Source organism: Burkholderia sp. Bmkn7 (genome assembly GCF_041103175.1).
In the GTDB taxonomy this organism is placed as follows: Bacteria; Pseudomonadota; Gammaproteobacteria; order Burkholderiales; family Burkholderiaceae; genus Burkholderia; species Burkholderia cepacia.
In genome coordinates this window covers 159568-172440 of the sequence record NZ_JBGCUH010000003.1, presented here as the reverse complement: position 1 = coordinate 172440, position 12873 = coordinate 159568, and the positions used below count along the sequence as shown (strand labels likewise).

Below are 12873 nucleotides of genomic sequence, written 5' to 3'. Positions count from 1 at the left end.
GATCGGTTGGCCGTGCGACGTCGTTGCGTGCACAAGCGCCTGAGCGTCGTCGCGATTGCGGAAGGACCGCTTTGCACCGAATCCGGGGCGCCGCCGCGCCAGCCCCGGGTCGACTTTGGAGACGCGATGAATCCCACCGACGCCCTGCCGCCCGGCATTGTCTTCGCGCAGCCGTTGACGCCGGTCGCCAACTCGCTGCTGCTGTCCTTCCTCGTCGCCGCGATCCCGATCGCCGTCGCGCTGATCGCGCTGGGCGTGCTGCGCCGCCCCGCGTGGCAGGCGTCGCTCGCCGGCCTGGTCGCCGGCCTCGCGGTCGCGATCGGCGCGTGGGGGATGCCGGCCGGGCTTGCGTTCAACGCGGTCGGCGCGGGCATGGCGCTCGCGGTCGTGCCGGTGATGTGGATCGTCTTCAACGCGCTGCTGCTGTACAACATCGCGGTGAAGTCGGGCCGTTTCGACCAGTTCCGGCAGTGGATGCTCGACAACCTGCCTGACGATCGGCGTCTCGTGCTGCTCGTCGTCGCGTTCTCGTTCGGCTGCCTGCTCGAAGGAATCTCGGGATTCGGCACGCCGGTCGCGATCACGAGCGCACTCCTGATCGCGCTCGGCTTCCCCGCGCTCGAAGCGCTCACCTATACGCTGCTGTTCAACACGGCGCCGGTCGCGTTCGGCGCGCTCGGCGTGCCGATCACCGTGCTCGGCGCGGTAACGTCGCTGCCGCCCGCGACACTCGCGCAGATGGTCGGCCGCCAGTTGCCGTTTTTTGCGCTGCTGTTGCCGTTCTACGTGGTCGGCGCGTACGGCGGGCTGCGCTCGATCTCGAAGCTGTGGCCCGCGCTGCTCGTGTCCGGCGGCAGTTTCGCGATCGCGCAGTTCGTCACGTCGAACTTCCTCGGCTACCAGCTCACCGACGTGCTGTCGTCGCTCACGTCGCTGATCGTCACGATCGGTTTCCTCCAGGTGTGGAAGCCGCAACCCGATCCGCAATACGCGCTCGCGCGCAGCGTGCCTGCAACGGCCGGTGCCGCCCGCGCGGGTTTCGGCGGCTGGCTGCCGTGGCTCGTCGTGTCGGTGGTCGTGATCGTGTGGGTGCACGCGAACGTCGCGGCGATCGGCGACGTGAAGATCAAGTGGCCGGGCCTGCACAACGCGGTGTTCGTGTCGCTGTACCACAAGCCGTATGCGGCGATCTGGGACTTCCAGCCGCTCGGCACGGGCACCGCGATCCTGCTCTCGGCGATCATCACGGCCGCGCTGACGCGCACCGGTATCGGCGCGTTCCTCGAATGCGTGGTCAAGACCTGGCGGCAGACGTGGATCGCGATCGTCACGGTGATGATGATCGTCGGGCTCGCGTACCTGCTGAACTACTCGGGCATCAGCTATACGCTCGGCACCGGCGTCGCGTCGACGGGGGCGCTGTTCCCGCTGGTGTCCGCGTCGCTCGGCTGGATCGCCGTGTTCCTGTCCGGCAGCGACACGTCGGGCAACGCGCTGTTCGGCAACCTGCAGGTCGTGGCCGCGCGGCAGCTTGGCCTCGATCCGGTGCTGATGGCCGCGACCAACTCGTCGGGCGGCGTGATGGGCAAGATGATCTCGCCGCAAAACATCGCGACGGGCGTGTCGACGACGGACCTGAAAGGGCAGGAAGGTGTCGTGTTTGCGCGCACCTTCTGGCACAGCGTGATCCTCACGCTGCTGCTCGGCGTGCTGGTGTTCCTGCAGCAGCACGTGCTGACGTGGATGATTCCGGCACTGCCGAAATGAGGTGAGCGCAACGACAGAAGGAAGGCACGAGGAAAAACGAGGGAAGGCGCGGGAAAAGCGCCGGCAAAGTGCGGAACCGGCGAACGCGCGGCACTTCAGCGCGCGTTCGCCCGCCGCGCCGTTCGTCCTGCTTCATCCGCCCCGGCTGCCGAGGCCGCCGCAGCCGTGTTGCCGTCGGCCGGCAGGATGCACGCGAGAAACGCGTCGATCGCGGGGCTCTGGCGGCGCGCCTTCAGGTAGTACACGTATTCGTCGATCGTCGTGTCGACGCCGCGCAGCGCGATCACGCGCAGGTCGGGATGGCGCTCCGCCTCGCCGAGCGGAAACAGGCTGCCGCCCACGCCGTGCAGGATCGCCTCGCGGATCGCTTCGCGGCTGCCGATCTCGGCCATCGATACGGCCGCGACGCCGGCCGTCGCGAGGATCGTCTCCGTGCAGCGGCGCGTCACCGACCCTTCCTCGCGAATCAGCAGCCGCACGTCGGCGAGCTGCGCCGGATCGATCGCGTCGAAACGCGCGAGCGGATGCGTGCGATGCACGACGAGCACGAGCGGGTCGGTCGAGATCACCTTGCGTTCGAGGCCTTCGGCGTCGTTGCGCTGCGACGATACCGCGAGATCGATGCGGAATTCCTGCAGCGCCTGCAGGATTTCCTCGGAGTTGCCGATCCGGCACGTGAGCGCGATCGACGGATGCGCGTTCGAGAAGCGGCCGACCGCGTCCATGATGTAGTACGGCCCCGTCGCACCGATCCGCAGGTGCCCTTCGAACAGGCCGCCGACGTTGCGCAGCATGATGTCGGCCTGCGCCTCGAGCGCGATCATCTTCTCGACGAGCGGCAGCAGCTCGATACCCGTCTCGGTGACCTCGAGCTTGCGGCCGCTGCGGTAGAACAGCTCGACGCCGTACAGCTGCTCGACCTGCCGGATCTGCGCGGCAATCGTCGGCTGGCTCACGCCCAGGTGGCGCGCGGCGCGCGTGATGCTGCCCTGCCGGACGGTCGCGTGGAACGCCTTCAGCTGATCGAACACGACTCGGCTTCTCCCCTCTTCATCGCGCGTCAGCGTAGCGCATGCGTGTGTCGGCCGCATGAAAGGCGCGTCGTGCGCCGCTTCGAAAAAAAGCTGGGGGTGAGCGCAAGAAACCTGCTGGAACCGGTCACGGCCGGGACATGCCGGTGCGGGGTAATAGCGCGTAACACACCGACCGCCGGCCCCGCTCGACCGGCGCCCCACTCCTACCGACAACAGGGTTCCCTTCATGTCTTCGAACAATCGACGCGATTTCCTGCGCCTCGCCACGCAGTCGGCCGGTGCGATGGCCGCCTATGCGGGCTTCCCGCCCGCGATCCGCAATGCGCTGGCGATGCCGGCCGCCTACCGCACGGGCACGATCCGCGACGTCGAGCACGTCGTGATCTTCATGCAGGAAAACCGTTCGTTCGACCATTACTTCGGCGGGCTGCGCGGCGTGCGCGGCTTCAACGACCCGCGCCCGCACCTGCTGCCGAGCGGCGCGCCGGTGTGGCAGCAGCCGCCGGCATCGGTGTTCACGAAGAACTACCATTCGCGCGGCCTCGATCCGTCGGCACCGTACGTGCTGCCGTTCTACCTCGATCCGAAGCAGACGACCGAATTCCAGCCGGGCACCAACCACGGCTGGAGCAGCGGCCACCTGTCCTGGAACAACGGCCAGTGGGACCAGTGGGTGAACCAGAAGCAGGACGTGCTGACGATGGGCTACCTGAAGCGCCAGGACCTCACGTACCACTACGCACTGGCCGACGCGTTCACGATCTGCGATTCGTACTTCTGCTCCGCGCACGCCGACACCGCGCCGAACCGCATCTACCTGTGGACCGGCACGGTCGACCCGCGCAACATCTACGGCACCCCGCCGAACGGCCCGGGCATCGGCGAGCGCGACGACGTGAATGGCTACACGTGGACGACCTACGCCGAGCGCCTCGAGAACGCGAAGATCAGCTGGAAGGTGTACCAGGGCGGCACGGGCATCCCGGGCGACCCGACCGACAACTACACCGACAACTCGCTGATGTTCTTCAAGAAGTTCCAGGTGAAGGAAGGCGCGAGCGGCCCGCTGGTCGACAAGGGCGCGTCGGACCACACGCTCGCCGAGCTGAAGGCCGACGTGCAGGCGAACCGGCTGCCGCAGGTGTCGTGGATCGTCGCACCGTACAAGTACAGCGAGCACCCGCAGGCATCGCCGACCGACGGTGCGTTCTACATCAACATGGCGCTCGAGGCGCTGACGTCGAACCCGGAGGTGTGGGCGAAGACGGTGTTCATCCTCAACTACGACGAGAACGACGGGCTGTTCGATCACGTCGTGCCGCCGGTGCCGCCGGTCACGAGCGGCGTGGGCGGCCAGGGCATCGTGTCGTCGAACCTGCTGTCGAACCTCGGCGACGAGCTGCTCGACCTGAACAAGTACCCGGGCGAAATGAGCCCGCTCGTGCCGGGCGCGGACCCGGGCGGCATCCAGCCGATCGGCCTCGGGCCGCGCGTGCCGCTGATCATCATCTCGCCGTGGACGAAGGGCGGCTGGGTCTGCTCGGAGACCTTCGACCATACGTCGGTGCTGCGTTTCCTCGAAGCGCGCTTCGGCGTGAAGGAGCCGAACATCAGCGCATGGCGCCGCTCGATCTGCGGCGACCTCACGTCGGCGTTCGACTTCTCCGCGCGCCCCGACACGCGCACGGTGAGCTTCACGGTGCCGCAGCACATCGCGACGGCCGGTCAGGCGTACCAGGTGCCCGCGCAGCAGGCGATGCCGGCGCAGGAACCCGGCACGCGGCCGGCGCGGGCGCTGCCGTACGAGCTGTTCGTGCACAGCCGCGTGAGCGGCCATGACGACAGCGTGTCGCTCGACTTCGCGAACACCGGCGACGCGGGTGCGGCGTTCTACGTGTACGACCGCCGCAATCCGACAACGCCGCCGCGTCGTTATGCGGTGTCCGCGCACGATCGCTTCGTCGACACGTGGAACACGTCGGCCGCGCGCGGCGATTACCATCTCGCGGCATACGGCCCGAACGGCTATCTGTGCGAGTTCCAGGGCAACACGCGGCTCGCGGCCGACGGGCGGCACGCGAACCCCGAAGCGCGGATCGGCTACGACGTGCGCAACCGTCACGTGTACCTGCAACTGCGCAACAGCGGGCGCGCGACCTGCCGCGTGACGGTCGACAACGCGTACAGCCATGCGCATGCGCGCACCTACACGCTGGAGCCGGGCGAACGCGTCGAGGATCACTTCGCGCTGTCGTCGAGCCACGGCTGGTACGATCTGACGATTACCGCGACGACGCTGCGCGGCGGCGACGACAAGGTCGTGCGCCGCTTCGCGGGCCACGTCGAGACGGGCCGGCCGAGCCACAGCGATCCGGGGCCGGTGAAGCACACGACGGCCTGACGGCTGTCACGCGTCGCGCGATGCGGGCGAGGTCGGCCCGCCGCGCGAGCACCGCCTGCCGGCTGCATCCCGGTACGTGGGATTGGCTTTTGGAAACTGAAAACTGTTGACAATATGCCGGGCCGAGGGTATACAAGGATCATTCGCCGATATGGCGCCCTCGTTCCCTACCGCAGCCTTGCTGCCTGCCCGACCATGACAGCCCCGAACGCGCTCAGCGCCATCGAACTCCTGCAAAGCCAGTCGCTCGCGATGATCGTCCAGGACATGCTCGAGCGCGCGATCGTCTCCGGCGAATACGCACCCGGCGAGAAGCTCAACGAAGTCGAGATCGCGACCCGGCTGAACGTGTCGCGCGGCCCCGTGCGCGAAGCGTTCCGGGCGCTCGAGCAGGCCGGCCTGCTGCGTAACGAGAAGAACCGCGGCGTGACGGTGCGCGTCGTGCCGCTGCGCGAGGCCGAGGAGATCTACGAAGTGCGCGCGATGCTCGACGAGTCGGTCGCGCGCGCGCTCGCGAAGCGCATCTCGCCCGACACGCTGAAGGTGCTGAAGGGCATCATCCAGTCGATGAAGGACGCCGCGAAGACCCACGACGTCACGCGCTACACGGAGCTGAACGTGCAGTTCCACGACGCGATGGTCGTCGGCGTCGGCAATACGCACCTCACCGATACCTACCGCCGGCTGGTGCGCCAGCTCGGGCTGCTGCGCCAGGCCGCGATCGAGGCCGAGGAAGACGCGATCGCGGTGTCCGCCGCCGAGCACGACAAGATCGTGCAGGCGCTCGCACGGGGCGACGAGGAGCAGGCGGTCGCGCTGGTGCGCGAGCACGTTTCGCATGGCCTTGCGCGGATGCGCCGTACGCACGAGCAGGGGCTGCCCGCGACGGGCAAGGCGGCGCGGGAGAAGGCTGGCGCGTGAGTGGGGGCGGCGGGCGTCATCGCACATTGATGACGAAAGGGCGTTGACCGGGCGCTCACCGCCTTCCGTTCTTGCATTGCGAGTTTCGGCTGGCTTGCTGGTCGCATCGGACAGGCGTAGCCCCGGTCGAAATCGAGGGCGCCCGGGCTGAATGCAAGGATCGCCGGCAGGCGATCATTTGCCGCGTCGTTTATCAAAGGCATCGTCCAGAACCCAGCCCGTACCGGATTCGCAGTGCACTTCTGTGTATGCGTAAATTTTGGCAACACGATCCGTCAATGGAACACAGGATTCACCTTTCCTGACCGTAAAGATCGGCTGGGTCCTATCGTCGTTGGGCTCGGCAAACGCAGGCATGTTCTGAAGCGCTGTCCACTTCTCGTCTTTATATTTCGAGCACGCACCGATCGTCATGGTGAGTGCGGCGAATAGCAGAAGGCGCATCATTTTTTGGGATATCGTCGGATTCCAATCAGGCGTTTCGAGTGGCGCAGACCGGTCATCAAATCCGCAGGGGCTATGATACCCGGCAGTTGCCATCTTGGGTCATAAGCCAGAATTCCCGCCTTGCCCAGTAATTCGGCTATGTTCGACGAGCAATTGTTGTCGACGAGCGAGTATGGCTTGTTTTCATGTCGACGGCGTTTAATCTCGGAAACAATGATCTTCTTCTCGTCCTCGGAGCTGTTGAGGAGATAGCCGATCGTATCGCGTTGCATCTTGGTTTGCTGGCGATTCAGATAGCTCCGGATGTTATCGATGTCCCACCCCGGATGCGCCCTGCCATATACGATTCCGTCGATTGCGATCGCGGCATGTCCGAACTGGGATCCTCTCGAGATGGATCGAGAGTCGCTAATCAGGATTTCGACGGTTGCTGACGAATGCATGAAGGATGAAGTGAATTGATTATCTATCGAATTCACGAAATCCTATCATGATGATCTTGATTGTAAAATCGAGACATTTAATCGAAAAATAAATATTCGATAGGTGGTAAATCCATTTGATAATTATGTCTGTATTGGGACATGTCTCATCGACGCGCAGTAAATTGAATGACGGGTTGCCTGTTTTGCGGGAATCACGATGTTGGGGATTGGACTTGCTCCATGGACGGGATTTCCTAGCTCGCCAATCGGGCGAGGCGAGGGCTCAAAAAGCCGGCGGCGGGATAGCGCTTGGCGTGCCGCCCGGGTTTTCCTGATCCCCCGCGCATGGTGCCCTCCCGTCACGCCTTGTCCGCCTTCCCCGCCGCGCTCGCAAACTTCGCGAGCCAGGTATCGACGGCCGCCGGCTGCCGGCTCTCGTCCTCCGCGCGCTCCTTGCGGCGGATCGCATTGCGCACGACATGCGCGCCGACATAGCGGATCGGCTCCGGCGGGAAATGGCCGAGCGGGCCGCGCACGATCGGACTGCGCGTCCATGCGTTGTCGAGGCCGAGCACCAGCGACGACAAAATCTGCCCACCCATGTAGGTCGGCCCCACGCCGTTGCCCGAATAGCCGAAGCCGTAGAACACGTTCGGCGCATCGTCCAGGCGGCCGAAGAACGGGAAGCCGGAGACCGATCGATCCGACGGCCCGTTCCAGCTCGCCGTGACCGGCACGCCCGCGAGCGACGGAAAGAACTCGCGCAGGCTGTGCGTGAGCTGCGCCTCGTACGGCGAGCGCCGGTCGAACACGGGCGCGATGCGGCTGCGCCACGAGAACGTGTTGCCACCCTTGCCGAGCATCAGCCGCCCGTCGGCGGTGGTGCGGTAGTAGTAGACGAAGATCCGCGAATCGAGCACCGACACGCCGTCCACGAGCCCGGTCTTCTCGAGCAGTTCCGGGCATTTCTCGGTGATGACCATGTCGCTCGACACGACCGCGATCGTGCGTTCGAACTGCGGGAAGCGGCTCGCCATCCATGCGTTGATCGCGAACACGAGCTTGCCCGCGCTCACGCTGCCCGACGGCGTGCGCACGACGGCCGGCTGGCCGGGCGTGAAGTCGAGCATCGGCGTGCGCTCGTAGATCCGGATGCCCATCGCGAGCGCGACGCGGCGCAGCCCGCGCACGAGCTTGCCGGGATGCACGGTCGCGGCGATCGGCGAGTAGACGCCGTCGAGGTTGCGTGCGGAACCCGAGCGGCGCGCGACTTCGGCGGGCGGCAGCGGCTCGTAGCTGTGGATGCCGCACGCGGCGAGCGCATCGAGTACCGGCGCGAGCGTGCCGACCTGCGCGCGCGACGTCGCGGTGTACAGCGTGCCGTCGAGCCGCAGTTCGGCATCGATGCCGTGCGCGCGGCAGAAATCGGCGATGTGCTGCACGGCTGCTTCGGAGGCCTTCACGAGCCGGATCGCCTCGGCTTCGCCGAACAGCCGCCGCAGCGTCAGGAATTTCGCGGACCACGTGAGCAGGCAGCCGCCGTTGCGGCCGCTCGCGCCGGCGCCGCACAGGTCGGCTTCGACGATCGCGATGTCGAGCGCCGGGTTCTGCTGCTTCGCCTGGATCGCGGTCCAGAGCCCGGTGAAGCCGCCGCCGACGATGCAGACGTCGGCCTGCGTCGCACCTTGCAGCGCGGGGGCGAGATCGCCGTCGTTGAACAGCGCTTGTTCGATCCAGAAGGGTCGCATGGGAGGGTTCGCCGAAAAGGGGCCGTGCCATGCACGGCACGGGAAAAGCGGCCGCCGCATGCGAACGTGCACGCGGCGGGGTACGTCACATCACATCCCGTCGTATTGCGTCACGTCAGGCCGCCGCTTCGGCCGATACGCGGCGAACGCCCATCGCTTTCAGCGTGTCGGCGATCGCGGCGACGGCGCCCGGGATGCCGGCTTCGCCGAAGTGGCCGATGCAGCCGACCCGGAACGTCTCGACCTCGGTGAGCTTGCCCGGATACAGGATGTAGCCGCGTTTCTTGACCTCCTGGTAGAACCGCTTGAAGTCGTAGTTCGGATCGTCCGGCGCGTGGAACGTGACGATGATCGGCGCCTGGATCGCCGGATCGAGGAACGGCCGGAAGCCGAGCGCGAGCATCCCGTCGATCAGCGCGCGCGTGTTGCGCTGGTAGCGGCCGCCGCGCGCGGCGAGCCCGCCTTCGTCGACGTATTGCGCGACAGCCGCGTCGAGCGCCGCGACCACGTGGGTCGGCGGCGTGAAGCGCCATTGCGTCGTGCGCTGCATGTAGACCCACTGGTCGTACAGGTCCATCGCGAGCGAATGGCTGTTGCCTTCGCAGCGTTCGAGCGTGCTGCGCTTCGCGATCACGAAGCCGAGCCCCGGCACGCCTTCGAGGCATTTGCCGGACGCCGCGATCACCGCATCGAACGGCGTCGTGCGCGCGTCGATGTCGATCGCGCCGAACGAGCTCATCGCATCGACGATCAACGCGCGGCCGTGCTTCGCGACGACCTGCGCGATGTCGTGCAGCGGGTTCAGCACGCCGGCACCCGTTTCGCAATGCACGAGCGCGACGTGCGTGATGGACGGATCGGCGGCGAGCGCGCGCTCGACGTCGGCCGGATCGACGCGGCGATCCTCGCTGTAGTCGATCGTCGTGAGCTTGCGGCCGAGCACGCGGCAGATCTTCGCGATGCGCTGACAGTACGCGCCGTTGTTCGGCACGAGCACGTGGCCGTCGCGCGGCACGAGCGTGCCGATGGCCGCCTCGACGGAGAACGTGCCGCTGCCTTGCAGCGGCACGCATTCGTGCGTGCCTTCGCCGTGCACGATCTGCAGCAGGCGTTCGCGCAGCCGCGCGGTGATCGTGTTGAAGTCGCTGTCCCACGATCCCCAGTCGCGCAGCATCGCGTCGCGCGTGCGGTCGGAGGTGGTCAGGGGGCCGGGGGTGAGCAGGATGGGCTGGGCGGCGAGCGTCATGGTGTCTCCTCGATGAAGTCGGGACGTCACGTGAATGCGACGAAAGAATCAGTGGCGATGCGGGTTGCGCCAGGCCTGCGTACGGCGCAGCAGTCGATGCGAGATGCACGCGAACAGCACGCACGCGAACGACGACGTCGCGAGCACGAGCGTGGCCATCGCGGCGGCCGGGCCCATCTGGCCCGCGTCGTCGAGGTTCAGGATCGCGACCGACGCGGGCTGTGTGTCGGGCGAGTAGAGGAACGCGACGGCCGACACGGTCGTCATCCCGTTGACGAACAGGTAGCGCGCGATCAGCAGGATCGCGGGCAGGCACACGGGCACGGTCACGCGCAGGAAGGTCTTGTAGAACGGCACCTTCAGCGACGCGGACACGGCCTCGAACTCGCTGTCGATCTGCCTGAGCGCGGTGACGGCCGTCAGGTGGCTCGACGCGTAGTAGTGCACCACCGTGACGATCGCGAGCAGCCACAGCGAGCCGTACAGCCCGTTCAGCGGATTGCCGGGCGCGTTGAACAGGAAGATGTAGCTGATGCCGAGCACGAGCCCCGGCACGCCCATCGGCAGGATCGCGCACAGCGCGATGAAGCCGCGCAGCCAGCGCGCGCCGCGCGTCTTCTCGATCAGGTAGGCCCCGCCGAACACGACGATCGTGCCGCCGATCGCCACCGTCGCGGCCATCCTCAGGCTGTTCCTGTACGCGTCGAAGATGCCGGCGCCGATCAGCCCCATCTCGTAGTGCTGCAGCCCGAGGGTCATCTGGTACGGCCAGAATTTCACGAACGACGCGAACACCGAGATGCCGACCACCGCGATGAAGAATGCACACACGAGCGTGCAGTACGTGAGCATCGCCGCGTCGAAGCCGCGCGACGGTTTCGGCTGGTACGGCGTCGAGCGTGCGCCGAGCTGCGACTGCTGGCGGCGGCGGATGAAGAAGTCGACGCCGAACGCGACGAGGGCGGGGCACAGCAGCATCAGGCTCACGACCGCGCTGCGGTTGAAGTCCTGCAGGCCGATGATCAGCTTGTAGATGTCGGTCGACAGCACGTTGTACGAGCCGCCGATCACGACCGGCACGCCGAAGTCGTTGATGCACATCGTGAACGCCACCATCGTCGCGCTGATCAGCCCGTACTTCGCGCCCGGCAGCGTGATCGTGAAGAACTTGCGCAGGCGGCGCGTGCCCATCGCGTCGGCGGCCTCGTAGAGCCGGCCGTCGGCCAGCGACAGCGCGGTGACGAGGATCATCAGCACGTGCGGGAACGACGCGTACACCATGCTCAGCACGATGCCCGGCAGCCCGTAGATCGAATGGCCGTGCAGCAGCGGCTTCAGCAGCCCCGCGTTGCCGAACCAGTAGATGAACGACACCGCGGACAACAGCGTCGGCGCGAGCAGCGGCAACAGCGCGATCGTGCGCGCCGCGTTCTTCAGCGGCATGCACGAGCGCGTCAGCGCATACGCGAACGTGAACCCCATCGGCACGACGATCGCCGTGACGAGCGCGCCGACCGTCAGCGAATGCAGCAACGAACGCAGCACGCCGCTGTCCTCGAGGTAGTCGACGAAGTTGTGCGCGCCGACGAAGCGCCCGTCGGCATCGACGAAGCATTTCTGCACGACGAGCGCGAGCGGCAGCAGCAGGAACAGCGACATCAGCGCGGCCATTGCGACGAGCGCGAGCTGCGCGATGCGGTCGTGCCAGTGCGTGATCTGCCGCACGTCGGCGGGGGCGGAGGCGCCACGGCGGCGCTCGGTCAGGACGGTGCTCATTGCAGTCGCTCCTTCGCGCACGGGAACACGCGGACATGCTCGCGATCGAGCGCGAGGTCGATGCGCGCGCCGGCCGCCACGCCGGTGCGGTCGACGTCGTGATACGACAGGTCGGCGACGATTTCCTGGCCGTCGAGCCCGTCGATGCGGAAGCTCACGCGGCAGAACGCGCCGAGGAATTCGAGCTTCTCGACGCGGCCCGCGAGCACGTTGTCGGCCGTTTCGCCGGGCACGCGGATGCGCAGGTCTTCCGGCCGCACGTAGACCGACACCGCCGCGCCCTGCGCGGGGCGGGCCGTGCCATGGCGGCAGTCGAGGCCGACCGCGCCCGCGCGCAGCGTGCCGTCCTGCGCGACTTCGGCGGGAATCGTGTTGACGCGGCCGATGAAATCCGCGACGAACGGCGACGCCGGCTGCCGGTAGATTTCGAGCGGCGTGCCGATCTGCTCGATCACGCCGTGGTTCATCACGACGATGCGGTCGGCCATCGACAGCGCTTCTTCCTGGTCGTGCGTGACCATGATCGTCGTCACGCCGAGCCGCTGCTGCAGCGCGCGGATTTCCTGGCGCAGCCGCACGCGCACGCGCGCGTCGAGCGCCGACAGCGGTTCGTCGAGTAGCAGCAGGCCAGGGGAAGTCGCGAGCGCGCGCGCCAGCGCGATGCGCTGCTGCTGGCCGCCGGACAACTGGCCCGGGTGCTTGCGATGGCTGTCGGGCAGGCCCACCAGCGCGAGCAGCGTGTGCACGCGCTCGTGGATCGCGTCGCGCTTCATCTTCCGGTTCACGAGCCCGTACGCGACGTTGTCGTACACGGTGAGGTTCGGGAACAGCGCATACGACTGGAACACGATGCCGTAGTCGCGCAGTTGCGGCGGCAGCCGCGAGATGTCGCGGCCGTCCTGCATGATGTGGCCGGCGTTCTGCGTTTCGAGCCCCGCGATGATCCGCAGCAGCGTGGTTTTCCCGCAGCCGGACGGCCCCAGGAAGCAGATCATTTCGCCCTTCATCACGCTCAGGTTGATGTCGGTCAGGACCTGCGTGTCGTTGTACCGCTTCTCGATGCGTTCTACGCTCAGATAAGGTGCCATGCGCGCCTCCATGCTGGGGC

10 protein-coding genes are annotated in these 12873 nt (G+C 66.8%); 3 read left to right on the top strand and 7 right to left on the bottom strand.

The features are described 5' to 3' along the window. Nucleotides 1-126 precede the first annotated feature (126 nt). A complete protein-coding gene (locus AB3K92_RS22195) occupies nucleotides 127-1767 on the top strand; it encodes an L-lactate permease (protein WP_021157971.1) in 1641 nt (546 codons plus the stop codon). 95 nt (nucleotides 1768-1862) lie between these two features. Here the strand turns inward: AB3K92_RS22195 and AB3K92_RS22190 are convergent, their stop codons facing one another. Further along, nucleotides 1863-2798 carry a LysR family transcriptional regulator gene (locus AB3K92_RS22190; RefSeq protein ID WP_369465845.1) on the bottom strand — a complete coding sequence of 312 codons (936 nt, stop codon included), beginning with the start codon at nucleotides 2796-2798 and terminating at the stop codon, nucleotides 1863-1865. A gap of 229 nt (nucleotides 2799-3027) precedes the next feature. Here AB3K92_RS22190 and AB3K92_RS22185 point away from each other — a divergent pair, with 229 nt between their 5' ends. After that, complete coding sequence (locus AB3K92_RS22185; RefSeq protein WP_369465844.1) at nucleotides 3028-5202, top strand: phosphocholine-specific phospholipase C; 2175 nt, start codon at nucleotides 3028-3030, stop codon at nucleotides 5200-5202. A 195-nt stretch (nucleotides 5203-5397) separates the two neighbouring features. Further along, nucleotides 5398-6123, top strand: coding sequence for a phosphonate utilization associated transcriptional regulator (locus AB3K92_RS22180; protein ID WP_048025648.1), 726 nt, complete (start codon nucleotides 5398-5400; stop codon nucleotides 6121-6123). A 174-nt stretch (nucleotides 6124-6297) separates the two neighbouring features. On the opposite strand, the gene AB3K92_RS22175 is transcribed toward AB3K92_RS22180, so the two are convergent. The 6 genes from AB3K92_RS22175 to AB3K92_RS22150 form a co-directional block, all read right to left on the bottom strand. Continuing rightward, nucleotides 6298-6570 (bottom strand): hypothetical protein, encoded by a 273-nt coding sequence (locus AB3K92_RS22175; RefSeq protein WP_048025647.1) that lies wholly within the window; start codon nucleotides 6568-6570, stop codon nucleotides 6298-6300. Continuing rightward, the gene (locus tag AB3K92_RS22170; protein WP_369465843.1) at nucleotides 6567-7049 is read right to left on the bottom strand and encodes a DUF4105 domain-containing protein; all 483 of its coding nucleotides are present in this window, start codon (nucleotides 7047-7049) and stop codon (nucleotides 6567-6569) included. The genes AB3K92_RS22175 and AB3K92_RS22170 overlap by 4 nt, the downstream gene beginning before the upstream one ends. 305 nt (nucleotides 7050-7354) lie before the next feature. Then, nucleotides 7355-8743: an FAD-dependent oxidoreductase gene (locus AB3K92_RS22165; RefSeq protein WP_124844359.1), complete on the bottom strand. Its 1389-nt coding sequence runs from the start codon at nucleotides 8741-8743 to the stop codon at nucleotides 7355-7357. Nucleotides 8744-8858: 115 nt separating this feature from the next. Continuing rightward, entirely contained in the window at nucleotides 8859-9989 is a 1131-nt protein-coding gene (locus AB3K92_RS22160; RefSeq protein WP_153488962.1) for a 2-aminoethylphosphonate--pyruvate transaminase, read from the bottom strand. Between the two features lie 48 nt (nucleotides 9990-10037). Continuing rightward, nucleotides 10038-11765 carry a putative 2-aminoethylphosphonate ABC transporter permease subunit gene (locus AB3K92_RS22155; RefSeq protein WP_318826315.1) on the bottom strand — a complete coding sequence of 576 codons (1728 nt, stop codon included), beginning with the start codon at nucleotides 11763-11765 and terminating at the stop codon, nucleotides 10038-10040. Then, nucleotides 11762-12853, bottom strand: coding sequence for a putative 2-aminoethylphosphonate ABC transporter ATP-binding protein (locus AB3K92_RS22150; protein WP_048025652.1), 1092 nt, complete (start codon nucleotides 12851-12853; stop codon nucleotides 11762-11764). Before AB3K92_RS22150 ends, AB3K92_RS22155 begins: the two co-directional genes overlap by 4 nt. Nucleotides 12854-12873: the final 20 nt, after the last annotated feature.

Excerpts from the sequence above, each read along its gene's own strand:
- AB3K92_RS22185 (WP_369465844.1), top strand. The coding sequence starts at position 3,028 with ATGTCTTCGAACAATCGACGCGATTTCCTGCGCCTCGCCACGCAGTCG.
- AB3K92_RS22180 (WP_048025648.1), top strand. The coding sequence starts at position 5,398 with ATGACAGCCCCGAACGCGCTCAGCGCCATCGAACTCCTGCAAAGCCAG.
- AB3K92_RS22155 (WP_318826315.1), bottom strand. The coding sequence starts at position 11,765 with ATGAGCACCGTCCTGACCGAGCGCCGCCGTGGCGCCTCCGCCCCCGCC.
- AB3K92_RS22160 (WP_153488962.1), bottom strand. The coding sequence starts at position 9,989 with ATGACGCTCGCCGCCCAGCCCATCCTGCTCACCCCCGGCCCCCTGACC.
- AB3K92_RS22195 (WP_021157971.1), top strand. The coding sequence starts at position 127 with ATGAATCCCACCGACGCCCTGCCGCCCGGCATTGTCTTCGCGCAGCCG.
- AB3K92_RS22150 (WP_048025652.1), bottom strand. The coding sequence starts at position 12,853 with ATGGCACCTTATCTGAGCGTAGAACGCATCGAGAAGCGGTACAACGAC.
- AB3K92_RS22175 (WP_048025647.1), bottom strand. The coding sequence starts at position 6,570 with ATGATGCGCCTTCTGCTATTCGCCGCACTCACCATGACGATCGGTGCG.
- AB3K92_RS22165 (WP_124844359.1), bottom strand. The coding sequence starts at position 8,743 with ATGCGACCCTTCTGGATCGAACAAGCGCTGTTCAACGACGGCGATCTC.